The organism is Flavobacterium profundi, assembly GCF_006491645.1.
Taxonomy (GTDB): domain Bacteria; phylum Bacteroidota; class Bacteroidia; order Flavobacteriales; family Flavobacteriaceae; genus Flavobacterium; species Flavobacterium profundi.
The window spans coordinates 245,828-272,184 of the sequence record NZ_VDCZ01000004.1; the positions used below are offsets into that span (position 1 = coordinate 245,828).

At 31.2% G+C, this 26,357-nt stretch carries 21 protein-coding genes and 1 riboswitch; of the genes, 17 read left to right on the top strand and 4 right to left on the bottom strand.

All coding sequences use genetic code 11. From position 1 onward, the window contains the following. Position 1 precedes the first annotated feature (1 nt). Positions 2-682: a response regulator transcription factor gene (locus FHG05_RS07745; RefSeq protein WP_140997444.1), complete on the bottom strand. Its 681-nt coding sequence runs from the start codon at positions 680-682 to the stop codon at positions 2-4. Further along, on the bottom strand, positions 672-2,159 hold the full coding sequence (locus tag FHG05_RS07750) for a sensor histidine kinase (RefSeq protein WP_140997445.1): 1,488 nt from the start codon (positions 2,157-2,159) through the stop codon (positions 672-674). Before FHG05_RS07750 ends, FHG05_RS07745 begins: the two co-directional genes overlap by 11 nt. 118 nt (positions 2,160-2,277) lie before the next feature. On the opposite strand from FHG05_RS07750, the gene FHG05_RS07755 reads away from it, so the two are divergent. Beyond that, entirely contained in the window at positions 2,278-3,114 is an 837-nt protein-coding gene (locus FHG05_RS07755) for a GLPGLI family protein (protein ID WP_140997446.1), read from the top strand. Positions 3,115-3,215: 101 nt separating this feature from the next. Continuing rightward, complete coding sequence (locus FHG05_RS07760; RefSeq protein ID WP_140997447.1) at positions 3,216-5,924, top strand: TonB-dependent receptor; 2,709 nt, start codon at positions 3,216-3,218, stop codon at positions 5,922-5,924. A 72-nt stretch (positions 5,925-5,996) separates the two neighbouring features. On the opposite strand, the gene metK is transcribed toward FHG05_RS07760, so the two are convergent. Then, positions 5,997-7,247: a methionine adenosyltransferase gene (metK, locus tag FHG05_RS07765; RefSeq protein ID WP_140997448.1), complete on the bottom strand. Its 1,251-nt coding sequence runs from the start codon at positions 7,245-7,247 to the stop codon at positions 5,997-5,999. 557 nt (positions 7,248-7,804) lie between these two features. Between metK and epsC the strand changes: the two genes are divergently transcribed. The 15 genes from epsC (at position 7,805) to FHG05_RS07840 (ending at position 25,304) form a co-directional block, all read left to right on the top strand. Then, positions 7,805-8,629, top strand: coding sequence for a serine O-acetyltransferase EpsC (gene epsC, locus FHG05_RS07770; RefSeq protein WP_140997449.1), 825 nt, complete (start codon positions 7,805-7,807; stop codon positions 8,627-8,629). A gap of 10 nt (positions 8,630-8,639) precedes the next feature. Next, positions 8,640-9,551 (top strand): cysteine synthase A, encoded by a 912-nt coding sequence (cysK, locus tag FHG05_RS07775; RefSeq protein ID WP_140997450.1) that lies wholly within the window; start codon positions 8,640-8,642, stop codon positions 9,549-9,551. Between the two features lie 111 nt (positions 9,552-9,662). Beyond that, positions 9,663-10,481, top strand: a complete 819-nt coding sequence (gene cobA / locus FHG05_RS07780) for a uroporphyrinogen-III C-methyltransferase (protein ID WP_140997451.1) — start codon at positions 9,663-9,665, stop codon at positions 10,479-10,481. Further along, positions 10,471-12,168 carry a diflavin oxidoreductase gene (locus FHG05_RS07785; protein WP_140997452.1) on the top strand — a complete coding sequence of 566 codons (1,698 nt, stop codon included), beginning with the start codon at positions 10,471-10,473 and terminating at the stop codon, positions 12,166-12,168. Before cobA ends, FHG05_RS07785 begins: the two co-directional genes overlap by 11 nt. An 83-nt stretch (positions 12,169-12,251) precedes the next feature. Continuing rightward, the gene (locus FHG05_RS07790; protein ID WP_262710449.1) at positions 12,252-13,901 is read left to right on the top strand and encodes an NADPH-dependent assimilatory sulfite reductase hemoprotein subunit; all 1,650 of its coding nucleotides are present in this window, start codon (positions 12,252-12,254) and stop codon (positions 13,899-13,901) included. Between the two features lie 8 nt (positions 13,902-13,909). Next, positions 13,910-14,533, top strand: coding sequence for a precorrin-2 dehydrogenase/sirohydrochlorin ferrochelatase family protein (locus FHG05_RS07795; protein WP_140997454.1), 624 nt, complete (start codon positions 13,910-13,912; stop codon positions 14,531-14,533). Positions 14,534-15,028: 495 nt separating this feature from the next. After that, positions 15,029-16,321, top strand: a complete 1,293-nt coding sequence (locus FHG05_RS07800; protein WP_140997455.1) for an O-acetylhomoserine aminocarboxypropyltransferase/cysteine synthase family protein — start codon at positions 15,029-15,031, stop codon at positions 16,319-16,321. A 2-nt stretch (positions 16,322-16,323) separates the two neighbouring features. Further along, a complete protein-coding gene (locus FHG05_RS07805) occupies positions 16,324-16,794 on the top strand; it encodes an OsmC family protein (RefSeq protein ID WP_140997456.1) in 471 nt (156 codons plus the stop codon). Positions 16,795-16,879: 85 nt separating this feature from the next. After that, complete coding sequence (locus FHG05_RS07810; RefSeq protein ID WP_140997457.1) at positions 16,880-17,833, top strand: alpha/beta fold hydrolase; 954 nt, start codon at positions 16,880-16,882, stop codon at positions 17,831-17,833. 5 nt (positions 17,834-17,838) lie between these two features. Beyond that, on the top strand, positions 17,839-18,936 hold the full coding sequence (locus FHG05_RS07815; protein ID WP_140997458.1) for a homoserine dehydrogenase family protein: 1,098 nt from the start codon (positions 17,839-17,841) through the stop codon (positions 18,934-18,936). A gap of 170 nt (positions 18,937-19,106) precedes the next feature. Next, a riboswitch (SAM riboswitch) is annotated at positions 19,107-19,213 on the top strand. 67 nt (positions 19,214-19,280) lie between these two features. Further along, positions 19,281-20,270 (top strand): homocysteine S-methyltransferase family protein, encoded by a 990-nt coding sequence (locus FHG05_RS07820; RefSeq protein ID WP_140997459.1) that lies wholly within the window; start codon positions 19,281-19,283, stop codon positions 20,268-20,270. Next, the gene (gene metH / locus FHG05_RS07825; RefSeq protein WP_140997460.1) at positions 20,270-22,948 is read left to right on the top strand and encodes a methionine synthase; all 2,679 of its coding nucleotides are present in this window, start codon (positions 20,270-20,272) and stop codon (positions 22,946-22,948) included. The genes FHG05_RS07820 and metH overlap by 1 nt, the downstream gene beginning before the upstream one ends. 74 nt (positions 22,949-23,022) lie before the next feature. Beyond that, positions 23,023-23,979, top strand: coding sequence for a methylenetetrahydrofolate reductase [NAD(P)H] (gene metF / locus FHG05_RS07830; protein WP_140997461.1), 957 nt, complete (start codon positions 23,023-23,025; stop codon positions 23,977-23,979). Positions 23,980-24,265: 286 nt separating this feature from the next. Beyond that, a complete protein-coding gene (locus FHG05_RS07835; RefSeq protein ID WP_140997462.1) occupies positions 24,266-24,655 on the top strand; it encodes a tetratricopeptide repeat protein in 390 nt (129 codons plus the stop codon). Between the two features lie 199 nt (positions 24,656-24,854). After that, on the top strand, positions 24,855-25,304 hold the full coding sequence (locus FHG05_RS07840; protein ID WP_140997463.1) for a hypothetical protein: 450 nt from the start codon (positions 24,855-24,857) through the stop codon (positions 25,302-25,304). 3 nt (positions 25,305-25,307) lie between these two features. On the opposite strand, the gene gldA is transcribed toward FHG05_RS07840, so the two are convergent. After that, positions 25,308-26,219 (bottom strand): gliding motility-associated ABC transporter ATP-binding subunit GldA, encoded by a 912-nt coding sequence (gldA, locus tag FHG05_RS07845; RefSeq protein WP_140997464.1) that lies wholly within the window; start codon positions 26,217-26,219, stop codon positions 25,308-25,310. Between the last annotated feature and the right edge of the window lie 138 nt (positions 26,220-26,357).

The window sequence follows — 26,357 nt, forward strand, 5'->3', positions numbered from 1 at the left end:
TTTACCCAATTAATTTATAACCTCGACCTCTACTGTTAATAATTTGAACGGTAGGGTCGAGGTTTAATTTTTTTCTCAATCGCGTAATAAAAACATCCATACTTCTACCGCTAAAAAAATCATCATTTTCCCAAACCATGTTTAAAATAGTCTCTCTAGCGATTATTTCTCCTTTATTTTTTAATAATAATTCTAAAAGTAAGGCTTCTCTATTTGTTAATGAAAATGTTTCTTTGGGATGTGATAATAATTGTGTGTCTGGATTAAAATGATACTTACCAATTTGAAAATTTGTTTTTTTATCGATATGAAGTTTTCTTTCTGACAAAGCAATGATTCTAACAATTAATTCTTCCAAACTAAAGGGTTTTCTAATGTAATCATTACAGCCTATTTTAAAGCCTGTCACTACATCTTGGGTTTGTGATTTAGAAGTTAAAAATAAAATGGGAATTACTTTGTCTACTTTTCTTATTTCGGTTGCCACTGAAAAGCCATCAATTTTAGGCATCATAATATCCAATACTATTGCATCAAATGATTTTTTGTAAAACGCTTCTAGTGCACTTTCTCCATTTTCACACAAAGTAACTTCAAAATCACGATTTTCTAAACTTTCTTTGATGATTAACCCTAATGAGGACTCATCTTCTGCTAACAATATTTTTAGTTTAGGTTCCATAAGGCAAAGTAATTCTAAAGATAGTAGGGTTAGTGCTTATTAACGCTAATGTACCGTTGTGTTTGTGTATAATTTCTTTCGAGTAATACAAACCAATTCCATACCCTTTTACATCATGTAAATTTCCAGTTGGAATTCGGTAGAACTTTTCAAAAATAGATTTTTCTTCAGTTTTTGGAATACTATTACCATTGTCTTCTACATCAATAATAATGTCGTTGTTCTCTTTTCTAAGTTTTATATTTATTGTGTTTCCACCATATTTAATTGCATTATCAATCAAATTTGAAACTACATTATCCAAATAAAAGGAATCACCAGAAACATAAAGTGGTTTTTCGGACCCAATAAAAGCAATTTCTTTAGTTGTGATGGTTTTATATTTTTCAGTAATGGTTTTTAAAAAGGAATTAATATCGATTTCTTCATGATTTAAATTTAATTCTTCAGTGTGTAAAGTTGCGGTCTCTAAAATCTTCTCTACCATGCTTTCTAGTTTAGTAAGTTGGCTTTTAGAAATGGAAATGTATTTTTTATTTTTTTCTAAATCGTTGGTGGGGTTAAAATTACTCATACCCTCTAAAGCAGTAGTAATTGTAGTTATCGGCGTTTTAAATTCATGGGTAATATTGTTGATAAAATCGTTTTTTATTTCATCCATTTTCTTTTGTTTGTTAATGATATAAAGCATAAAAAACAAACAGCCTATTACAGCTAATAAAAAAATAAAAGACAATACAAGTTCAATTCCCATGCGTTGCAAAAGTTGCATGTTGGAATACTTAAAATCTAATAGTAAAGTTTCATCTGGTTTGAAAAAGGAAGATTTAGGTGTTATTTTTTCTGAAAATGACGCTTTATTTGCAGAGAAATAATAAAATAGAGAATCTTTTTTTAGATGCTCAAAACCATAATTAAGTCCAATTTTTTTTCGGTCTAATTCGGATTTAAAAATGGAATCTAGGGTTTTATATCGAATAGTATCACTTGACATGTTAATTACTATGCGATTCGGAAACTGTTCTAAACCACCAATTTGTTTTTGAGCAGTCATGCCTTTTAAAACACGAATGGATTTGTTTTTTGGGTACGAATCTTGTTTAGTGTCTGCAAAAAATATTTTTGTATCAATTTTGACATTGTCATCGCTAAAACTTTCCAAAAAAAGACTATCTGTTTCTTTTCTTTTAGGAGAGTTCATCCTAATTTCGTTCTTGAAAAGAGAATCTTTTAAAACCAAATTGATAAAATCTTTTGATTTTAAATCTTTATCCGTACTAAAAAAACTAATTACATCTTTTTTTGATTGCTCGGTAAAATAAATTTCTAATGCTTTGTCATAAGCAATCTGAATTTCATTAAAAAGCCGATTTTTATTGGTAATGTAATTTTTATAATTCCAATATACTTGAAGGCATATAGTACTTAAAATAACAATACTTATAAATAAAAATATTTTTTTGATATTCACATTCATGTTTCAAAAATAGGAAGTATTTCAAAAGAATTTACACCGTTAACATACGTTAACAAACATTAACCCATCATTTGTATAAGAAGTTTTTAGTTTGTCTTATAATTTTAAATAAGCAAAAATGAAAACTTCAATTTTTACAACACTATTCTTGTTTTTTATAGTAAATAATTGGGCACAAAGCCTTGAAGGTGTAGTGTATTATACCTCCAAAACGCAATTAAAAGATTTTAATATTACAAGTAATGACTTAACACCTGAAATGAAAGATGAAATGATGGAAAAAATGAAAAAAGCATTTGAAAAAAACTTTACCTTACATTTTACCAACTTTGAATCCATATACGAAGAAGAGAAAAAATTAGCGGCACCAAAACCTACATCGGGTCCAAACGTAAAAATGGATTTCATAGGGAGTAGTACTACTGGAAAACTGTATAAAAATTTTAAAAACAAGCAATACATAAAAGAAGACGATATTTTTGGGAAAGAATTTCTAATACTAGATTCTTTGCAAAAAATGAATTGGAAATTAACAAACGAACAAAAGAAAATTGGGAATTATGTATGCTTGAAAGCAGAATTAAGTATTCCAGTTAGTGAAGAAGACAGAAAAAAATATGATGAATTTAAAAAGAAAAAAGAAGCAGGTAAAACCAATCTGTTAGAATTAAAAGAACCAAAAGAAGAAATTATAGAAGCTTGGTATACTTTAGATATTCCTATTTCAAATGGCCCAGGAAAATATTGGGGACTACCTGGTTTAATTTTGGAATTACATGAGTTTAATACTATTTTTTTGTGCACTAAAATTGTTTTAAATCCAAAAGAGAAGATCGAAATAAAAGTTCCAAAAAATGGAAAAAAGGTTACTCAAAAGGAATTTGATGCAATACAAGAGAAAAAGTTAAAAAGTATGACGAATGAAAATGGTGTGATTGAAATTAGAATCAATTAAACCTTTTCAAAAATAAAAGGTCTAAACGATGAAAATTAACGATTTAAATGTAACAAATGCCATTAAATTTAGTCTTGTATATAAATAAAAAAACAAACCTCATGAAGCAAATTCTTTTTCCTTTTTTATTATTTGTTACCTCTTTTAGTTTTGCTCAAAATATCCGGCTTGAGGGAATTGTTAAAGATAGTACGGGCTTAGGTTTAGAGATGGCCAATGTAATGGCAATTAATACAGAAACTAAAGCAATGGATGCCTATGCAATTACCAATGAAAAAGGGAAATATGCTTTGAATCTGAAAGCCAATACTTCGTATCAAATAAAAGCCAGTTATATAGGTTTTCAATCCTTTGAACAAAATGTAAAAACCACTGCAGAAAACACCACTTTTGACATAAAAATGTTACAAGGTGTTCAGTTGAAAGATGTGGAAGTGGTGTATGAGATGCCGGTTTCTATTTCAGGAGATACCATTATTTATAATTCAGATTCCTTTACTAATGGAACGGAACGCAAATTAGAAGATGTTTTGAAAAAATTGCCAGGTGTTGAGGTGGATTCTGAAGGTCAAATTACAGTGGAAGGAAAATCGGTTCAAAAAGTAATGGTAGAAGGAAAAGATTTCTTTGATGGAGATACTAAAATTGCTACTAAAAATATTCCGGCAAATGCATTGGATAAAATTCAGGTGTTGCGTAATTATAATGAAGTAGCCAATCTTCGTGGTTTAGAAAATAATGAAGAAAATGTAGCGCTAAATATCAAATTGAAAGAAGGGAAAAAGAATTTTTGGTTTGGCGATATTACTGCTGGAATTGGCGTTGGACATGAAGAAGATCGGTATTTGATAAATCCCAAATTATTTTACTATAACCCTAAAATTAGCATCAATGTGATTAGTAATTTTAATAATATTGGAGAATTGCCTTTAACGACTCGTGATTATTTTAAATTTACAGGTGGTTTTCGAAACATGATGCGTAAAGGAGGTTCTAATTTTAATATTGCTTCCAATGATTTAGGTATTGGAAATTTGAATAACAATCAAGCAGCAAATATTGATACTAAATTTGGGGCGGCCAATTTCAGTTACAATCCTACAAAATCGTTAACATTTAGTGGTTTTGGTATCGTTTTGGGAAATAAAACCGATACTAGAAATCTTTCGATTACCGATCGACCTAATGAAGGTGATTTAAAAGATGAAACAAGGGAAGATTTGTCCAGTCAAACTACGACACAAACCTTGCTGAAATTGAGTTCAAGTTATGTTCCTTCAGATAAATTACACATCGATTATGATGCTTTGTTGAAGTTTTCGGATCAAAAAGAAAATCAATCTTCTATTTCCAATGTTCTAGGGGCGATTTATACCAATAAAAAGCAAAATCCAATTTCTTTAAATCAGAATTTCAATTACTATTATACTTTAAATGATAAGAGTGTTTTTGCTTTTGAAATGCAACATCTCTATCAAGAGGAAGATCCTTTTTACAATGCTATTTTGGCAAATAATCCATTTCCAATAATCCATTTTGATCCACAAACGCCCGATGTTTCTCCTTATAATATTAATCAAAATCGATTTGTTAAAACGAATAAATTGGATGTGAAAGGAGATTATTATTATATGGTTACGCCAAAAAGCAATATTAATCTTACCATTGGTAATACGTATTCGTATCAAAATTTCAATTCTCATATTTTTCAAATATTGGATGATGGGTCGCAAAACGACATGAATGAAATTCAAAATAATAATCAAGTGAATTATGCCTTTAATGATGTTTTTGCAGGATTGCATTACAAATTCATTAGGGGTAAATTTACTTTTAATCCTGGTTTTAGTGTGCACCAATACAACACAAAAGACAATCAGTTAGGAAGTTCTAATACCATGAGTTTTACACGTTTTTTACCAGATGTTTATGCTTTATACCAAATTAAAAAATCGGAAACATTAACCTATAATTTTTCTTTACAAAATAATTTTACTGACATTGCAAAACTCGCGGAAGGCTATGTGTTCTCTAGTTATAACAGTTTGTTTAATGGAAACCGAAACTTAGAAAACTCCTTGTCACAAAATCATAGTTTGCGTTATTTCAAATACAATATGTTTAACTTCGAAAATATTTTTGGATTTTTAAATTATACGAAACAAGTAGATGCAATTAAAAGTCAAGCTTTTTTAAATGGTGTTTTTCAAAGTTCAACTTCGGTAAACATGCCTTCTAATTTTGCTGATGAATCCATTTCAGGCGCATTTAACTACGGACGTTCTTTTGCAAAATACTATAAAGCTTCTGTAGGTTTAAGTATGAATTGGGGAAAATTTAATAATATTCGTGTGTCTCAAGATGGAATTACATCATCCATTGAATCGACAGAATCTTTTACGCAAAATTATAATGTAAAATTTGCAACGAATTATAAAACGTTGCCTAATTTGTCTTTAGGATATACGTATACAATTAATGATAATTTTACCGATACATTTTATACAGATAGCCCAACGATAGGTTTGGAATATTATTTTTTAGATGCTTTTTCATTTGTATCTGATTATACATTCAATCATAACAGAAACAAATCAAAATCGGTAGACAATGAATATGATTTCTTAAGCGCAAGTCTTATTTATCAAAAGAAAGATAGTAAATGGGAATATAAACTTTCAGGAACCAATATCTTAGATACAAAATCATTAAATAATAATAGTTTTAATCAAATTGCTGGAATTAGTAATTTTTCCAGTTATTTTGTACAACCAAGATATATTATCTTAAGTTTGAAATACAATTTATAAAGATAGTAGCGTTAGTTATAAAAAAGCCTGACAGTAATTGATGTCAGGCTTTTTTGTCTATTAGGATTAAAATTAAAGTCCGAATGCACTCTTAATTTTATCTACAAAGTCTAATTTTTCCCAGGTAAACAATTCCACAGTAACTGTTTTTTCATTGCCTCCTGGAGCTGAAAAAGTTTTTGTTACGGTTTCTGATTTTCTACCCATATGTCCGTAAGCTGCAGTTTCACTGTAAATTGGATTTCTTAATTTTAAGCGTTGCTCAATAAAGTAAGGTCTCATGTCAAATATTTCAGCTACTTTTTTAGCTATTTCACCATCTGTACTAGTTAATTTACTTGTTCCGTAAGTATTTACATAAATATTAGTTGGTTCTGCTACTCCAATAGCATATGAAACTTGTACTAAAATTTCATCTGCTACTCCAGCTGCTACTAAATTCTTAGCAATATGTCTCGTTGCATAAGCTGCAGATCGGTCTACTTTACTTGGGTCTTTTCCAGAAAAAGCACCACCACCATGAGCTCCTTTTCCGCCATACGTATCTACAATAATTTTTCTACCTGTTAAACCAGTATCGCCATGAGGTCCGCCAATTACAAATTTTCCAGTAGGATTAATATGATATTTAATACTATCATTGAAAAGATGAGCGTATTGTGGATTTTTAGCAATCACTCTAGGGATTAAAATTTCGATAATATCTTTTTTAATCTTTGCTAACATAGTTGGTTCATCAGCAAAATCATCATGTTGTGTGGAAACAACTATAGCATCAATTCGAACAGGTTTGTTATCGTTATTGTATTCTAATGTTACTTGGGATTTTGCATCAGGTCTTAAGTAGGTAATATCCTTGTTTTCTCTTCTTAATTCTGCTAATACTTGAAGAATTTCATGAGAAAGCTTTAATGCTAACGGCATGTATTCTTCTGTTTCATTAGTTGCATAACCAAACATCATTCCTTGATCTCCAGCTCCCTGTTCCTCTTTTGTTGCTCTGTCAACACCTTGATTAATATCTGCAGATTGCTCATGAATCGCAGAAAGAACACCGCAAGAATCTGCTTCAAACATGTACTCGCTTTTAGTATAACCAATTTTACGAATTACTTCTCTTGCAATTTGTTGTACATCTAAGTATGTTTTCGATTTTACTTCACCTGCTAATATTACTTGGCCAGTAGTAACTAAGGTTTCACAAGCAACCTTTGACTCAGGGTCAAATGCTAAAAAATTATCAATTAATGCGTCACTAATTTGGTCAGCTACTTTGTCTGGATGTCCTTCACTCACAGACTCTGACGTAAATAAATAAGCCATAGTTTCTTTTTAAATTAAGTGAGGTTGTTTTTGAGCTAATTGTATAGAAAACACTAAAGAAGTAGGTACTGCTTTAGCATTTTTTTTAATACTAATTTTTAGTATTAAGAGGTTGCAATCAGTTCAAATTTTTCCTCTTTTTTATTAATGGGGCAAATTTAGGAAATCAATTCGAATATAAAAGCGATTCGTTTTTATTTTTTAAATATATTAACATTTTTAATTAAAAACTAGAATGGTTGGTTTTTTTGGTTTTTAAAATGGGTTTAATGTTGTTTTTTAGTTTTTTATTTTGCTTTGTTCTTTTAAATATGTAAAAATTAGAAAATTATACTATTTAGTTTTTTTAAATAGTTTTTTTTTTCTAATTTTGATACAAATAAATAATAGAAACAAAATGATGTTATTCGTTTGCAATATGTGTTGTATGATGTGGAAAAATCCGCAGAGTATCTCTATTGCTTAAAAATAATAATTATTATATGAGTTATAGGACCTCTGCAGAAATGCAGAGGTTTTTTTGTTTAGCACATTAGCAATCAATTTTAATCAAGTATATGAAACAAATAACTATCAGTACAATTTTATTTGAAAAAAATAATACTTCTCCAAGTCTATCCATTACTAAAAAGAAAATAGAATTTTGGATTGAAGAATTGTTTGCATGGTTGTTTTGTAAAAGTGGAGAATGTAATAATATTGAAATATTTAAACATAAAGAAGAAGCTTTACAATTGTATTTGCAGCTGTTTTTGTCTCAAGTAGGTGTTTTGGATAAAGTTACTACAGCAACGAGTTTGTTTGAAGACTTAATTACGATTCATAAGGATTTGCTTGATGATTTGGAAGCTATCATAGCGTTTGATCCAGCTGCTAAATCAAAGGATGAGGTTTTACTTTCCTATCCTGGTTTTTTTGCTATTGCAGTCTATCGAATTGCAAATAACCTTTGGAATAAAGGAGTTGCTGTTTTGCCGAGAGTTTTGTCTGAATATGCACATGGAAAAACGGGAATAGATATACATCCTGCGGCTAGTATTGGGAAACGTTTTTTTATAGACCATGGAACCGGGATTGTTATTGGTGAAACTGCAATTATTGGGAACGATGTAAAAATATATCAAGGTGTGACATTGGGCGCATTAAGTGTAAGTAAAGATAAAGCTACTCAAAAAAGACATCCTACGATAGAAGATAATGTTATTATTTATGCGAATGCAACTATTTTGGGTGGAAATACAGTTATAGGCAAAGGTTCGGTAATTGGAGGAAATGTTTGGTTAACCGAATCTATTCAAAAAGAGACATTAGTATATCATAAAAGTGAAACAATCGTAAAATCAAAAAATAAATCATCTGAACCCATAAACTTTATCATTTAAAATAAATCATATGAAAGTAGAAAATATCTTAAAAACGATTGGGAATACACCCGTAATTAGAATTAATCGAATGTATGGTTCAAATAAAAATGTTTGGATCAAATTAGAAAAAGCAAATCCTGGAGGAAGTATTAAAGATAGAATTGCTTTAGGTATGATTGAAGATGCGGAAAAAAAGGGATTACTGCATCCTGAAAGTGTAATTATTGAGCCTACTTCTGGAAATACAGGGATTGGACTTTCTTTAGTTGCTGCCGTGAAAGGATACCGAGTTATTTTAGTAATGCCTGAATCTATGAGTGTGGAAAGAAGAAAATTAATGGAAATTTATGGTGCCCAATTTGAATTGACCACTAGAGAGAAAGGTATGAAAGGCGCTATTGAAAGAGCTGCGGAATTGGTTCGTGAAATTCCTAATGCTTGGTCACCTTCTCAATTTGATAATCCTGCTAATGTGGAAGCACACAAGCAAACAACTGCTTTAGAGATTATCGAAGATTTTCCAGAGGGATTGGATTATATTATTACAGGAGTAGGAACGGGTGGGCATATTTCTGGAGTTGCTGAAGTGTTAAAAGAAAAGTTTCCTAAATTGAAAGTGATTGCAGTGGAACCTGAATTGTCTCCGGTTTTAAGTGGTGGAGCTCCTGGACCACATCCATTGCAAGGTATAGGAGCTGGTTTTGTTCCAAGGAATTATCATGCTAAATATATTGATGAAATCATTTCTGTTTCTAAAGAAGAGGCTTATGATTTTGCTGGTAAAATTGCTTTGGAAGAAGGGGTTTTTGTTGGAATTTCAACGGGTGCTTCTTTAGCTGCTGTCGCAAAAAAAATAGCAACATTACCGGATGATGCAGTGGTTCTGACGTTTAATTATGATACAGGAGAGCGTTATCTTTCTGTAGAAGATTTGTTTTGATAAGTAGATGTAATTAATTTATTGAGACTGATTATTTAGAAGAAAAAAATAAAAACTTTAATTGTTTACTCTATAAAATCTATGGGGTAAGTGTTTTTTTAAAAATTGATAATGATACAAATTTCAACAAAAGGCAAGGTGATACTTGCTGGTGCAGGTCCTGGAGATCCTGATTTAATAAGTGTAAAAGCACTAAAATATTTGCAAATGGCAGATGTTGTCTTAATTGACCGATTGGTTTCACCAATTTTGGTAGAAGAACATGCAAAAAAAGAGGCTACTATAATTTATGTTGGTAAACAATGTTCCAAAGGAATTCATACACCACAAAATGAAATTAACGAATTAATGGTGGAGTTTGCGACTCTTGGAAAGCTAGTCCTTCGCTTAAAAGGAGGAGATGTTTCTTTATTTTCCAATGTTTTAGACGAATTGCAAGTTTTGGTTGAAAATCATATTGCTTATGAAATTGTTCCTGGTATTTCTGCCGCTTTTGGAGCTGCTGCTTATACAGGAATACCGCTAACAGCTAGAACTTATTCAAGAGGAGTGCGTTTTCTTACTTTATATGATTTGAAAAATGTTAGTAATGAACAATGGAAAGATTGGTCAAGTACCGAGGATACTCTAGTTTTTTATATGAGTGGCCAACGTTTAAATACTTTGGTGAATCAATTTATAGTTCACGGAATTGAAAAAAATAAAGGTTTGGCTGTAGTGCAACAAGCGACAACAACTGAACAAAAAACACAAGTGTTTCAATTTGGCGACTTAGAAAAAAAGTCTTTGCCAAGCTTTGAATACGTGCCCACATTATTGATTGTGGGTAATGTGGTGAATTTACATCACGAGTTTGCTTGGTTTAAAGAGCAAAAAGAAACCGCATCTTATTTTGATAATCATAAAACCCTTTTACAAAATGCTATCTGATACTAAATTAAATTATTTGCAACAACTCGTTCAAAATGCTTCTAGGGAAGAAATAATATGGACAAAAGGTTACTTGGCTGGTTTTTTAGAAGGAAGTAAAAACGGAATTCAAATTCCAGTGATTGCTTCAACTGAAAATGTCGCTGTTAAACCCTTGATTATTTATGGCACGGAAACTGGGAACTCTAAGAAAGTGGCTTCTCAATTGCTAGCTAATTTCAAGAAAAATAAAATTCAAGCCAAAGCAATTGATGTCTTTCAATATGATACAGCAAAATTGGATAAAGAAACTATTATCTTATTCGTTATGAGTACGCAAGGAGAAGGTGAATTTCCTCAAAACGCGATTCAATTCTATAATTATCTACAAACGCATGATTTGGATTTACAGCATATTTCTTTTGCAGTTTTTGGTTTAGGAGATTCTTCTTATCCATTGTTTTGTCACGCGGGTGTTTTATTGGATGAAATTTTAGCGAAAAAGGGAGCGAAACGTTTGTTACCTTTAGTGAAGTCAGATGTGGATTTTGCTCCAAATGTGTTACAATGGGAACAAGATTTACAACAGGTTTTTAAACAACAAGTAGCTCCGGAAATCTTGGATTCAAAGGTAGCTACTGTAACATCACATAAAAAAAAATATACAGGAAGAATTAATAATAAGATTGTATTAAATGATGTAGGTTCTAATAAAGAAACCTATCATATAGAAATTGTTGCAGAAGAAGAGGTTTTGTATGAACCTGGAGATGCTCTTGGTATTGTACCTAAAAATACGAAAGAAGACGCCCAAATTATTATTGATTATTTTCAAGCAGACGCTCAAAAGTTAATTGCCATACAAGACGAGCAAAAAACAATAGAAAATTGGCTTCAAGAAAAAAATATAAAAGGACTAAGTAAGCGTTCTTTGGAACAATTAGGACAATTGTTACAAGCTGAAATTACTTTTGAAAAGGCTGATTTAATTGATGTTTTGCGATTATTTGCTAAACCAGATTCTTTTCAAATTGAAAATTTATTAGAAATTCTTTTGCCTATTGCGCCAAGGTTATATTCTATTGCTTCTTCTAATGAAGCACATGATGGAGAAGTGCATTTAACAGTGAATTTGAACACTTTTACTGTAAACAATCAACTTAAAACAGGATTGGCTTCACAGTTTTTAGCAGATTTCCCTTTACATGAAACACTTGAGTTTTACATTCATAAAAATCAAAATTTCAGATTGCCTAAGGAAGATACCGATATTATAATGATTGGTCCAGGAACAGGAATTGCACCTTTTAGAAGTTTTTTATCGCAAAGAGATGCAACAGGTGCAGAAGGTAAAAACTGGCTGTTCTTTGGAGAACAACATTTTGTACAAGACTTTTATTATCAAACCGAAATTCAAGAATGGATTGCAACTGGCGTTTTAACAAAATTGGATACGGCTTTTTCTAGAGATCAAGAACATAAAATATATGTTCAAGATCGTATTAAAGAAAATGCAAAAGAATTTAATGCTTGGTTAGAAAGTGGTGCTCATCTTTATATCTGCGGACAAAAAAATCCTATGAGTACTGATGTAGAACAAGCGATAGTCGAAGTGTTGTCTAAAGAAAGAAACATAGCTACTACAGAAGCAAAACAAATTTTAGAAGAGTTAGAAGCAACAGGAAAATATCAAAAAGACGTGTATTAAATCCATTCGTCGGTTCGAGTGTTTTTTGTGGAAGGGAATGAAGCAAAAAATGTATCGAGAACATTAAAAAAATCAAATTTAAAATAAAAATGAGCACTAAATTATCTCCAGTAGAATTTATAAAAACAAAAAGTGACGGTTTACGAGGAACTTTAAAAGAAAGTATCGACTTAGATAATCATACCGGCAATGTACGACCAGATGATGAAACATTGGTTAAGTTTCATGGAATGTATGTGCAAGATGATCGAGACAGAAGAGCAGAAAGAGCCGCTAAAAAATTAGACAAATTGTACTCTTTTATGATTCGTTTGCGTATTCCTGGCGGACAAATTACAGCAGATCAATGGTTGGCAATTCATGAAACTTCAGAATCATATGGAACGGGAACATTGAAAATTACAACGCGACAAACCATTCAGCTACATGGGTTGTTAAAACATCAATTACGACCTACGATTCAGTCTTTTAATGTAGCAAAATTAGATTCAATTGCAGCTTGTGGCGATGTAAATAGAAATGTTATCGTTTCTGCACATCCGCAATTATCTCCATTGCATAAACAAATTCACGATTATGCGGATAAAATTTCAACCTTATTATTGCCAAAAACACAATCGTATTATGAGGTTTTTATTGATGGAGAAAAAATATACGAGCGTTCGGCTGAAGCAGATCCGTTATATGAAGATCGTTATTTGCCGAGAAAGTTTAAAATAGCAATTGCCATTCCGCCAAGTAATGATGTGGATTTGTTTACCAATGATTTAGGGTTAATTGCGATTGTTGAAAATGAGGAGTTGAAAGGTTTTAATCTTGTTGTAGGTGGTGGTTTAGGAACAACACATGGAAATGAAAATACGTTTCCGCGTTTGGGAAATGTACTTGGGTTTATCGATTCTGAAGAAAAAATCTTAAAAGCAGTTTATGAAGTGCTAACCATTCAAAGAGATTTTGGAAATCGATCCGATCGAAAATTATCTCGTTTGAAATATACTATCGAAAAAGTAACGGTTGATGGATTTAAAAAAGAATTAGAAAAAAGAATTGGTTTCTCTTTAGAAGCAGCAAAACCCTTTCAATTTACGGAAAGAAATGATCGTTATGGTTGGGAAAAAAATCATCAAGGAAATTGGTTTTATACTCTTTTTGTGGAACATGGTGTGGTGCAACCCAATCAAAAAGCCTTTTTGTTAGAAGTAGCAAAATTAAAGGTGTCTAATTTTATTTTTTCGGGGAACCAAAATTTAATTCTTGGTGAAATAAAAGAAAGTGAAAAGGAAAAAATAGTAGCCTTATTGGAACAGTTTGCTATTGAAACTCATGTTAGTGCGCTTAGAAAAAGTTCGATGGCTTGTGTGGCTTTGCCAACTTGTCCTTTGGCTTTAGCGGAAGCACAGCGTTATTTACCCGTTTTGGTAACCAAAATAGAACCGTTGCTAGAAAAATATAATCTATCCAACGAAGAAATATCAATTAGAATGACGGGTTGTCCTAATGGTTGTGGCCGACCTTATGTAGCTGAATTAGGTTTTATTGGTACAGGTCCAGAACAATATAATTTTATGCTAGGCGGTGATCGATATGGAGAACGATTGAATAAACTATATAAAGAAAAGCAAACTGAAAGTCAAATTTTAGAAGAAGTTGATCTTTTATTAGGGAAATATGTGAAAGAAAAACTAGAAAACGAAACTTTTGGTGATTTTGCATTTAGAGTGGTTTTAAATTAATTTGAATCATGACGAACACACTTTTTCCAGTTTTTTTAAAAACAGATACAGCTCACTTTTTGATTGTTGGAGCAGGAAATGTTGGTTTAGAAAAAACAGAAACCTTATTGAGACAGAATCCTACTATTCGAATTACTATTATTGGGATACAAATACATCTAAGATTAAAGCAAATTGTAGATTCGTATGCTAACATTACTTTTTTTGAAAGGCCTTTTGAAGAGAATGATTTAGCGGAAAAAGATTTTGTAATCATTGCTACTGATAGTGCTGAGGTAAACTTAAATGTAAGAAACTTAGCAAAAGGAAGAGGTATTAAGGTAAATGCAGCAGACCAACCCGATTTATGTGATTTTTATCTGGGATCTATTGTGAACAAAGGAAATCTTAAAATTGCAATTTCAACGAATGGGAAGTCTCCTGTTCTGGCAAAGCGAATGCGAGAATATTTTACCGCTATTATCCCAGATACTATTGATGAAAATTTAGCTGTTTTACATCAGTTTAGATCAAATCATAAAGGAGATTTGCAGCAAAAATTAAAAGATTTAAACACAATTACAGCCGCTTTTTCTGTTCAAAAGAAACCGGGTTTTTGGAATAAATTCAGAAGATTATTTGCGATAAACTGAAAAAGGGACAACTTGTAAATTTTTTTAGGCTTAACAAATGATAATATAGAATATAAATCTATTTACATTGTTTTAAATAACAAAAATTAGAAAAATATACTAATATATTTGTAAATGTAGAATTTAGTTCTAAATTTGCAAAGTAATAAAAACAAAATCAATGAGAACAATTATGTGTATGATGTGTAAAATGATGTGGAACATTCCGCAGAGGTAACGTATGCATAATATTAATAAATGATACAAAACCTCTGTAATACAAAACAGAGGTTTTTTTATCTCTATAATTTTAAAATATAAAAATGAAAAATAATAATAAAATGTGTTGTATGATGATGATGTGCATGTGCGCACCACCTTAATATGTCCAAAAGATAATGGTTAAACTTTAGTTATGTTTAAAAATTGAACCCTTTTGGAAAAAACTTTCAAAAGGGTTTTTTTAATGAGAAAAAATAAAAAAATAAATAATAAAAACAATTAAATCAAAAAATTATGAGTACTCAAAAATTCGCAACGAACGCTTTACATGCTGGTCACGATGTTACTAAAAATTCAGGAACTAGAGCTGTCCCTATTTATCAAACAACTTCTTATGTTTTTAATAATTCAGATCATGCAGCCAACTTATTTAATTTGTCTGAAGCAGGTTATATCTATACCCGATTGAATAATCCTACAAATGATGTGTTAGAACAACGATTGGCAGCTTTAGAAGGTGGTATTGGAGCTGTAGTGACGGCTTCAGGAACTGCTGCAATTGCAACTGCTTTACAAGTTTTGTTAAAAGCTGGTGATCATATTGTAGCTTCTAGTAGTTTGTACGGTGGAACTTACAATTTGTTAAATGTAACATTACCGAGGCTAGGAATTACAACTACTTTCGTTGATCCTTCTAATCCTGAAAACTTTAAAAATGCTGTTCAAGAAAATACACGTGCTTTTTTTGCAGAAAGTTTAGGAAATCCAAAATTAGATGTACTAGATTTAAAAGCGATTGCTAAAGAAGCACACGATTATAAAGTGCCTTTTATTGTAGATAATACTGTTGCTACACCTTATTTGTTAAATCCAATTGAACACGGGGCGGATATTGTAATTCACTCATTAACAAAATACATTACAGGAAATGGTACTTCTTTAGGTGGTGTTATTATCGATGCTGGAAAATTTGACTGGAGTAACGGAAAATTCCCTGAATTTACTGAGCCTTCTCCAGGATATCACGGGTTAAAATATTACGAAGTTTTAGGAGCAGCTTCTTTTATTGCAAAAGTAAGAATTGAAGGATTACGTGATTTTGGTGCCGCTTTAAGTCCATTTAATGCATTTCAAACCATACAAGGTTTAGAAACCTTAGAAATTAGAATTAAAAAACACTCTGAAAATGCTTTGAAATTAGCACAATGGCTAGAAAAACAAGAGGAAGTGGCATGGGTAAATTATCCTGGATTAGAAACTTCTGCATACAAAGATTTAGCGGATAAATATCTTCCAAAGGGTAAAAGTGGTATTGTAACTTTTGGATTAAAAGGTGGTTTTGATGCAGCGAAAAAAGTGGTAGATGAAACAAAATTATTCTCTCTTTTGGCAAATATTGGTGATACGAAATCCTTAATCATTCATCCAGCAAGTACTACACACCAACAATTATCTGAAAAGGAACAAGCGACTACAGGTGTAACACAAGATTTAATTCGTCTTTCTGTAGGGTTAGAAGATATTGAAGATTTAAAAGCAGATTTGAAAGAAGCATTTGTAACAGTTAAAAACGGATTAAAAGTATAAATATGAGCGCAAAAACAGTAACTATATATGGTAGAGCTAAAAGAGACGAGCAGTTTTTAATAAAAACAGAAAACTACGATATTCGAATTAGTAAAAATAAAAACCATCCTGATTTAGATGCGCCAAGCCCTTTGGAATATGTTTTGGCGGGTTATGCGGGTTGTATAAATGCAGTGGGGACTTTAGTGGCTAAAGAGCAAAAAATTGAATATAAATCTTTACAAGTTGATGTTTCAGGCGATATTGATGTTGATAAATTTTATGGAAGAGAAACTACAGAGAGAGCTGGTTTTAGTAAGCTAAAAGCAACGATTAAATTAGAAGCCGATATTTCTAAAAAACAATTGGAAAATTGGTTAAAAACAGTTGAGAGTCGTTGTCCAGTTTATGATAATCTGGTTAACCCAACTCCTATCGAAAGTGGATTTAGTAAGTGCATTCGATACAGTGAGTGTAATTTAAAAATGAAATGAAGGGCTACGTTTGTTGTGGAAAAGGTCTTTGGTTGACAAAATCAAAGACTCTTTTTCAATTTTAAATGTGTTAAGCGGAAGAAATATGCTACAAAAAATAGAAATTGCAAATTTTGTTTTAGAAAACGAGAAAAGAAAAGCAGATGTTGCTTTGTTTTATCAAGTTTTTGGTAAACCCATAGGTAACGCCCCTGTAATTTTGATTAATCATGCCTTAACTGGAAATTCAAATGTGTCAGGTGAAAACGGATGGTGGAAAAATGTAATTGATTACGATCATATTATCGATTTACATCAATATACCGTTATTGCTTTTAATATTCCAGGAAATAACTTTCAAACTGAAAATGGCTTGTCTTCCGATTATAAAGAAATCTCAACTTTAGATATTGCTAGGTTGTTTTGGCTTGGTTTGGAAACACTAAATATTACGAATCTTTACGCAATTATTGGTGGTAGTTTAGGGGGTGGAATATCTTGGGAAATGGCTGTTTTGCATCCCGAAAGAATTCAAAAAGTGATTCCTATTGCTACTCATTATTTTGCTAGTGATTGGGTGATTGCAAATGTAGGTGTTCAAGATGATATTCTTAATTTTAGTCAGGATCCAATTGCAGTTGCTCGAAAACACGCTATGTTATTGTATAGAACGCCTTTGTCGATTAATCAACGCTTTAAGAATGCAAAAGAAGGAAATATTTACACCGTAAATGATTGGTTGTCTTATCATGGTATTTTATTAACGGAACGTTTTTCTTTAAATGCTTATCGTCAAATGAATTTCTTATTAGGTACTATTAATATTGTGAAAAATGGTTTCGATTTGAATCGTTTTCTAAAAGAAACCAAAATTGAAGTACATGCCATTAATATTAATTCTGATTTGCTGTTTCAAAATAATTTAGATGAATACGAAACCTTGCATGAGAATAATGCCAATTTCAATCATTATATAATTAATTCTATTCATGGGCATGATGCTTTTTTGATGGAATACCAACAACTGAACGAAATATTAAAACAAATTTTTTTAAATTAAAAGCTATGAATACAACAATAAATATCATCATTTTTGGAATTGGGAATGTGGGTAGTACACTTGTGGATCAAATTATCGAAAAACATGACTTTTTTAAAGAAAAGTTTAAGGTTAATTTGAGAATACCTATTGTTTGCAATTCAAAATTTGCATTATTTACTAAAAAGCCATTGCCTTTAAACTGGGTGGATGAATTTAAATCGTTAAGTCAAAATTATGTAGTTGAAGATATTTATGATTATGTGCTTCAGAATGAGTTAGAAAATGTTATAGCTGTTGATGTTACCGCTGATGAAGGTATCGTTAAAAATTATATTCCGTTTATTCAGAATAATTTCAATATAGTTGCAGCTAATAAAAAAGCGAATACATTACATTCCGATTTTTATAAAGAACTAAGAAGAGTTTTGGAAAAAAAAGAAAAACAATTTTTGTATGAAACTAATGTTGGTGCAGGATTACCTGTTATTAATACCATACAAGATTTGTATTTGGCAGGGGAAAAAATAACAAAAATAAGGGGTGTTTTTTCAGGGACTATAAGTTATATTTTTAATCGATTTGGTAATGAAAACATTTCTTTTTCAAAAATACTAATTGAAGCTGAAAAATTAGGTTTAACAGAACCCGATTCTCGAGAAGATTTATCTGGAAAAGATGTGGCTAGGAAATTATTAATTCTCTCCAGAGAATTGGATTTAAATAATGAATTTGAAGATGTAAAAATTACCTCGCTTACCACTGAAAAAATTGACGGATTATCTAAAAGAAATTATTCAATTAGTAAAGAGCTGTTGGATAAAGATTATGAAATTGCCAAAATTACTCAAAGTGAAAATCATGTGTTGCGATATGTAGGTGAATTGGATGTGTTACAAAACAACTTAGAAGTTAAATTAGTTTCTGTTCCTGTCCAATCTGCATTAGGACAACTTAAAGGAGCAGATAATCTAATTGAAATTTTTACAGAATCCTATGGTGATATTCCTGTTGTTATTCAAGGGGCTGGTGCTGGGAAAAAAGTTACTGCAAGAGGAGTTTTGTCTGATATTATTAAAATTGCCAAACAATTTAAGGTTAAAAAACAACTTTTAGAGGTATAGAAGAAATAGTATTAAATTAAGTGATTTTAAATTATTGCAATCTAAAAAACTATATTTTTATTGTTAATTAGTTTTTAAAACTAAAATTGTGTTTGGTTCAAATTAAAATTAGAAAATATTTCTATTTTATAAAAACATTAGTACTTTTGCGGAGTTCGTAAAAATACTGATTGTTATCATGAAAGCTGGAGAGATTAGACTCTGTGAAAGCTTAGCAACCCTATTCCTTAATAGAAGGTGCTACATTCTATTCTGATTTCTCAGAAAAAGATAACGTAAGAAAGTCTCCTTTTCTTGATAACAAAATTTTAAAAAAATAAATGCTGTAGCGCAAATAAATGCATATGTCAAAGATTTTGGATGAAATTCAAAAAAGAATATTAGTACTCGATGGTGCCATGGGAACCATGTTGCAACGCAATAATTTTTCAGAAGAAGACTTTAGAGGGGAACGCTTTAAAAATTTTCCGCATCCGTTGAAAGGAAATAACGATTTACTTTCAATTACACAACCCGAAGCGGTAAAAGAGGTGCATCGTTTGTATTTTCAAGCGGGTGCAGATATTGTAGAAACGAATACTTTCTCTGGAACAACTATTGGTATGGCTGATTATCATTTGGAAGATTTAGTTTATGAATTAAATTATGAGTCAGCTAAAATTGCTCGTGAAGTGGCGGATGAATTTACAGACAAACCGCGTTTTGTAGCTGGTTCTATTGGACCTACAAATAGAACGGCAAGTATGAGTCCTGATGTAAATGATCCTGGTTTTAGAGCGGTAACTTTTGATGAACTAAAAGAAGCGTATAAGCAACAAGTGGAAGCTTTAATCGACGGCGGTTGTGATGTGCTTTTGGTAGAAACTATTTTTGATACTTTAAATGCAAAAGCGGCTCTTTTTGCTATTGAAGAAGTTAAAGAAGTAAGGAAAATAGATATTCCGATAATGGTTTCAGGAACTATTACTGATGCTTCTGGTCGTACTTTGTCTGGACAAACGGTGGAAGCTTTTTTAATTTCAATAAGTCATATTCCGTTGTTAAGTATTGGTTTTAATTGTGCTTTAGGAGCAGATCAGTTAAAACCGTATTTAAAAAGATTGGCAAATAATACCCAATTGAATATTTCTGCACATCCGAATGCAGGTTTGCCCAATGCTTTTGGGCAGTATGATCAATCTCCAGAAGAAATGCAATCTTTAATTCGAGAATATCTTCAAGATAATCTTATAAATATTATTGGTGGCTGTTGCGGTACAACTCCAGAACATATCCAATTAATTGCAGAAGTTGCCAAAGAATTTAAACCTAGAAAAGTTGAACTTGAAGCATAATGAAAGAAGGGGATTGTAAAAAATATTTAAAATTATCGGGGCTAGAACCTTTAATTATTACACCGGAAACTAATTTTGTTAATGTTGGAGAGCGCACTAACGTAACGGGTTCGCGTAAATTTCTTCGCCTCATTAAAGAAGGGAATTACGATCAGGCATTGGATATTGCAAGAAACCAAGTTGAAGGTGGAGCACAGATCATTGATGTTAACATGGATGAAGGGATGTTAGATGGTGTAATGGCAATGACTAAATTTTTGAATTTAATTGCTGCTGAACCAGATATCGCTCGAGTTCCTATCATGATTGATAGTTCCAAATGGGAAATTATTGAAGCTGGTTTAAAGGTAATTCAAGGAAAAGGAATTGTGAATTCCATATCTTTAAAGGAAGGAGAAGCAACCTTTGTACATCATGCAAAATTGATAAAAAGATATGGTGCGGCTGTTATTGTGATGGCTTTTGATGAGCTTGGTCAGGCCGATACTTATGAAAGGCGTATTGAAATTTGCAAAAGATCGTATGAAATATTGGTAAATCAAGTGGGTTTTGCAGCTGAAGATATCATTTTTGATCCCAATATATTTCCTGTTGCTACCGGTATGGAAGAGCATAAATTAAATGCGTTAGATTTTTTTAGAGCTACAAAATGGATTAGAGAAAACTTGCCTTATGCAGGCGTTTCAGGAGGTGTAAGTAATGTGTCTTTTTCTTTTAGAGGTAATGATAAAGTGAGAGAAGCCATGCATGCTGCTTTTTTATATCATGCTATTCAAAACGGAATGACAATGGGAATTGTAAATCCTGAAATGCTAGAGATTTACGATGAGGTTGATACAAAATTGCTAGAACACGTTGAAGATGTTTTGCTTAACAGAAGGGAAGATGCTACTGAAAGATTATTAGAATTAGCGGAAAGTTACAAAGGAGATGTAGCTAAAACCAACGAAAAGGCTATTCAAGAGTGGCGTAATGGAAGTGTTCAAGACCGATTGACGCATTCTTTAGTAAAAGGAATTGATGAATTTATCGAAATTGATGTAGAAGAAGCAAGATTGCAATCAAATAAAGCCATTGAAGTTATTGAAATCAATTTAATGGCTGGTATGAATGTAGTTGGAGATTTGTTTGGAAGTGGTAAAATGTTTTTGCCTCAAGTGGTAAAATCTGCCCGAGTGATGAAAAAAGCAGTAGCATATTTATTGCCTTTCATTGAATCAGAAAAAACTGGAAACTCTTCTAGTGCTGGAAAAGTGTTGATGGCAACTGTTAAAGGAGATGTACATGATATAGGTAAAAATATTGTTGCTGTGGTTTTGGGATGTAATAATTTTGAAATCATTGATTTAGGGGTTATGGTACCTCCAGAAAAGATTATTGAAACAGCGATTCAAGAGAAAGTGGACATCATTGGTTTGAGTGGTTTAATTACGCCATCTTTGGATGAAATGGTGTATTTAGCCAAAGAAATGGATAAGTTAAACATCAAAATACCCATAATGATTGGTGGTGCTACTACTTCTAGGGCTCATACTGCAGTGAAAATTGCTCCCGAATATAAAGAAACTGTAGTGCATGTTAATGATGCTTCAAGAGCAGTAACGGTTGCTAGTAACCTGCTTCAAAAGGAAACCAAGGAAATTTATGTTAAAGCAATTAGAGAAGAATATGATACCCTTCGTGAAGGCTATTTAAATAGAAGTAGAGAGAAAAATTTCTTATCTATAGAAGAAGCTCGTCAAAATAAATATAAAATTGATTGGACTAATTATCTGCCTTCCAAGCCTAATTTTATAGGTACCAAGGTTATTCAAGTACAATTATCGGAATTAGTAGATTTTATAGACTGGACTCCTTTTTTCCAATCTTGGCAATTGTTTGGTAAATATCCTGCGATTTTAAATGATGAAGTGGTAGGAGAGCAAGCAAGTCAGTTATTCCAAGATGCTCAAAAAATGTTGCATCAAATTGTAGATGAAAAATGGTTTGAAGCCAAAGGAGTTTTGGGGATTTTTCCAGCTCATCAAATAAATGATGATGATATTGACGTAATTACTTCTAGCGGAGACGAGAAGTTTCTAACATTAAGACAACAGTCTCAGAAAACAGTTGGTGCCCCGAATATTGCTTTGGCTGATTTTGTGGCGCCTAAAAATACTGGAATACAAGACTATATCGGTTGTTTTTGTGTGTCTACAGGTTTTGGTGTAGACGAAAAAGCAACCCTATTTGAACAACAGTTAGATGATTATAATTCCATTATGGTCAAGGCTTTAGGAGATCGATTGGCAGAGGCATTTGCAGAATATTTGCATTTAAAAGTGAGAAAAGAAATTTGGGGTTATGCAACAAATGAAAATCTTAACAATCAAGAATTGATTAAAGAAGTGTACAAAGGTATTCGTCCTGCGCCAGGTTATCCTGCTTGTCCTGATCATTTGGAGAAACCAACCATATGGAAGTTGTTGCAAGTAGAAGAAAATATAGGGGTTACTTTAACGGAGAGCATGGCAATGTGGCCTGCAGCATCGGTTTCTGGTTATTATTTTGCACATCCAGAAAGTAAATATTTTGGATTGGGAAAAATAAAAGAAGATCAAGTAAAAGATTATGCGAAGCGTAGAGGTATTTCGGTAGAAATGGCTTCAAAATGGTTGGCACCAAATATAGTAGATTAAATTTGTCGATTGTCAAATGTTTGAAAATAGTAAATGACTTTCAGCTTTTGACTTTATGACTTTAAGACATAAGTATGAAAGTTACACAACATATAGAAAGAGCAAACGGGAAAACTCTTTTTTCTTTTGAAATTTTACCTCCTTTAAAAGGACAAAATATTCAGTCTATCTTTGATAGTATTGATCCGTTAATGGAATTCAATCCACCATTTATCGATGTAACGTATCATAGAGAAGAATATGAATTTAAAGAATTGCCAAGTGGTTTGTTACAAAAGAAAATTGTTAAAAAAAGGCCAGGTACTGTTGGTATTTGTGCAGGTATTCAAAATAAGTATGAAGTAGATGCTATTCCTCATGTTCTATGTGGTGGTTTTACCAAAGAAGATACGGAGAATCTATTAATTGATTTGGATTTTTTAGGAATTGACAATGTGGTAGCTTTAAGAGGAGATGCTTTAAAGAATGAAATTTATTTTAAACCAGAAAAAGAAGGAAATGCCTATGCTTCTGATTTGGTAAAACAAATTTCAAATCTCAATAAGGGGGTGTATTTAGATGAAGATTTGCAAAATTCTTCCTGTACAAATTTTTGTATTGGAGTGGCTGGATATCCTGAAAAACATATGGAAGCACCTAGTATGGATAGCGATTTGCATTTTTTAAAGCAAAAGATAAAAAACGGAGCCGATTATATAATTACCCAAATGTTTTTTGATAATCAAAAGTTTTTTGATTTTGTCGAGAAATGTAAAAAAGCAGGAATTACGGTTCCTATTATTCCTGGATTGAAACCTATTGCAACGAAAAAACAACTCAATTTAATTCCGCATCGTTTTAAAGTTGATTTACCTGATGATTTAATTATGGAAGTGGTGAAAGCAAAAGATAACGATGCTGTTAAACAAATAGGTATTGAATGGTGTTTGCAACAAAGTAAAGCATTAATTCAAGCTGGAATTCCTGTATTGCATTATTACTCAATGGGTAAAGCAGAAAATATCAAAGCAATTGCTTCTGAAATTTTTTAGATAAAGCTAAAATGTTGTATTTCATCGATTAAAAGTATGTTTTTTTAGATGAAATGCACTTTTTTTTCATTTTTGCGAATTTTTCACTTTTTTGCACCGTCTCTCTTGATGATATTGAAAAATACTTAAAAAAACACATTAAAATATAAAATATATTTATCAATATTGTTAAAATTACACTTCAAAAACCTTGTTTTTTGGTGTTTTTTATGGGATTTTCATAATGTGAATTTGGTAGATACATTCGAATGTTATACTTTCGTAACGTAATAAATCACAAGACATTATGAAAAAAATTGTATTAATCCTGTTGTTTTCTTTAGCATGCCAATTGAATTATGCTAACTCAAATGATCCACTTTTAAATAAAGCTAAAGAATTGAGTTCAAAAGAAAATTATTCTGAAGCTATTTCGGTTTATAACCAATATTTAAGTAAGACAGAAGATAAGAACTTAAAAAATGTTTATGTCGAAATTGCAAATTGCTATTACAAGTTAAATGAGAAGGATGAAGCAGTAAATTTTATCAAAAAAGCAATCACAAATTATGGTTTTTCTGAAGAAGATTTTATTTATAATGACACTTTAGATACTGAATTGTCTAAATATGCTCTAGCTATTGTTTATGATGATTTAGATACCTTACACAATAAGTATATAGCCTCTTTAAACTAAATAAAACAAAACCCAATCAAATGGTTACAACTTTGAATTAGTAGTTGTAACCATTTTTTTATGGATTTAATTCATTGATAATCAATTTTTTTCCATTTAACGATTATTTGTTTCTATAGAACGAAAAAAAAGAATACTTATCAAATTTTACCACATTTTTGTTTTCAAATTACCAGTTGTATTAACTATTACTATTTTTATGAAAACAAAAGCAATATTCATTCTGTTTCTTTTTTTTGTAACGAATTTAAGTTTTTCAAATACCATTTTTTCAGTTCAATTAGCTAAAGCTGAAGCTTTTAAAAAAGAACAAAAATTTACTAAAGCTATCAATTGTTATCTAAAAGCCATTCGATCTGTACAAAATGACGATGCAATGGTGAAAGAAGTTTATTTTGATATTGCGGATTGTTTTTACAAATCAGGAAAAGAAAATATGGCTGTAAAAGTATTAAAGTTTTCAATTTATCGCTTTGGAGCGGTAAAGCAAGATTTACTGGATACAAATAAATTAGACGACCAATTAGTACATTCTTTATTTGAAGTTATTGGTGATAAATACGATTCGTATAGAAATAAATACGTCTCAAAATTTGATAAAAAAGAAAAACTATTGGCTGAAGTTGCTTCTGAAATAAAAACTTCTTAATCCTTAAACGGTTTTATTATTTGCAGTTTTTTCTCTAAAGATTTGCTCTAAGTTTTTATTTTTTAAACTTAACTGTAGAATTTTTAATCCTTTTTCTTTTGCAAAATCAAACAATAACGGGCGCATGTCGGTGTTTGATTCAAAAGTTAGTTCAAATGAAGAAGGTGTTAGTGTAGTTAGTTTTATCAAATTAGTGAAAACTGTAAACTCTTTTTCTTGCAAAATTTGGTCAAACTCAATACTTATTGTTTGATGTAGTTGTTCTTTAACCAAATGTTTTAAATTTTTGTCTTCTACTATTTTGCCTTTATTGATAATAATTACGCGTTCGCAAATGGCTTCCACTTCTTGCATAATGTGAGTCGATAAAAACACCGTTTTATCTTTGCCAATATTTTTTATTAATTCTCTTATTTCCACTAACTGATTCGGATCTAAACCTGTTGTGGGTTCGTCCAAAATTAAGACTTCAGGATCGTGTAACAAAGCACATGCTAATCCAACTCTTTGTCTATAACCTTTTGATAGTTGGCTAATTTTTTTATTGCTTTCGGGTGTTAAACCTGTTAGTACAATTACTTCTTCTATTCTTTTTTTAGAAACATGGTATACATCTGCATTGAAACTTAAATATTCTCTAACATATAAATCTAAATATAATGGATTGTGTTCGGGAAGATAACCAACAGATTTTTGAACAGATTTAGTTTCGGTTTGAATATCAAATCCATTTACTTTTCCCGTTCCTTCTTCAGCAGCGATATATGTAGTTAAGATTTTCATCAATGTCGATTTGCCAGCTCCATTTGGCCCCAAGAAACCCACAATTTCTCCTTTTTTTATTGAAAAGGATATTTGATCTAGTGCTTTTTGATCTCCATAGTTCTTGGAGATGTTAACTACTTCAATAGACATACCATATAAGTTTTAGCAAAAATAAAGTTTTTTACTCAAAATATTTTTTTTTGAAAAAGTATTTTGGAAAGTTTTTTTTTATATATTAGCTACTTCAAATTATAGCAACTAATGTTAGTAACAACAACATTTTATTTT

Bases quoted from the DNA above. Each gene is read 5' to 3' on its own strand.
- FHG05_RS07745 (WP_140997444.1), bottom strand. From the start codon at position 682: ATGGAACCTAAACTAAAAATATTGTTAGCAGAAGATGAGTCCTCATTA.
- FHG05_RS07750 (WP_140997445.1), bottom strand. From the start codon at position 2,159: ATGAATGTGAATATCAAAAAAATATTTTTATTTATAAGTATTGTTATT.
- FHG05_RS07755 (WP_140997446.1), top strand. From the start codon at position 2,278: ATGAAAACTTCAATTTTTACAACACTATTCTTGTTTTTTATAGTAAAT.
- FHG05_RS07760 (WP_140997447.1), top strand. From the start codon at position 3,216: ATGAAGCAAATTCTTTTTCCTTTTTTATTATTTGTTACCTCTTTTAGT.
- metK (WP_140997448.1), bottom strand. From the start codon at position 7,247: ATGGCTTATTTATTTACGTCAGAGTCTGTGAGTGAAGGACATCCAGAC.
- epsC (WP_140997449.1), top strand. From the start codon at position 7,805: ATGAAACAAATAACTATCAGTACAATTTTATTTGAAAAAAATAATACT.
- cysK (WP_140997450.1), top strand. From the start codon at position 8,640: ATGAAAGTAGAAAATATCTTAAAAACGATTGGGAATACACCCGTAATT.
- cobA (WP_140997451.1), top strand. From the start codon at position 9,663: ATGATACAAATTTCAACAAAAGGCAAGGTGATACTTGCTGGTGCAGGT.
- FHG05_RS07785 (WP_140997452.1), top strand. From the start codon at position 10,471: ATGCTATCTGATACTAAATTAAATTATTTGCAACAACTCGTTCAAAAT.
- FHG05_RS07795 (WP_140997454.1), top strand. From the start codon at position 13,910: ATGACGAACACACTTTTTCCAGTTTTTTTAAAAACAGATACAGCTCAC.
- FHG05_RS07800 (WP_140997455.1), top strand. From the start codon at position 15,029: ATGAGTACTCAAAAATTCGCAACGAACGCTTTACATGCTGGTCACGAT.
- FHG05_RS07805 (WP_140997456.1), top strand. From the start codon at position 16,324: ATGAGCGCAAAAACAGTAACTATATATGGTAGAGCTAAAAGAGACGAG.
- FHG05_RS07810 (WP_140997457.1), top strand. From the start codon at position 16,880: ATGCTACAAAAAATAGAAATTGCAAATTTTGTTTTAGAAAACGAGAAA.
- FHG05_RS07815 (WP_140997458.1), top strand. From the start codon at position 17,839: ATGAATACAACAATAAATATCATCATTTTTGGAATTGGGAATGTGGGT.
- FHG05_RS07820 (WP_140997459.1), top strand. From the start codon at position 19,281: ATGTCAAAGATTTTGGATGAAATTCAAAAAAGAATATTAGTACTCGAT.
- metH (WP_140997460.1), top strand. From the start codon at position 20,270: ATGAAAGAAGGGGATTGTAAAAAATATTTAAAATTATCGGGGCTAGAA.
- metF (WP_140997461.1), top strand. From the start codon at position 23,023: ATGAAAGTTACACAACATATAGAAAGAGCAAACGGGAAAACTCTTTTT.
- FHG05_RS07835 (WP_140997462.1), top strand. From the start codon at position 24,266: ATGAAAAAAATTGTATTAATCCTGTTGTTTTCTTTAGCATGCCAATTG.
- FHG05_RS07840 (WP_140997463.1), top strand. From the start codon at position 24,855: ATGAAAACAAAAGCAATATTCATTCTGTTTCTTTTTTTTGTAACGAAT.
- gldA (WP_140997464.1), bottom strand. From the start codon at position 26,219: ATGTCTATTGAAGTAGTTAACATCTCCAAGAACTATGGAGATCAAAAA.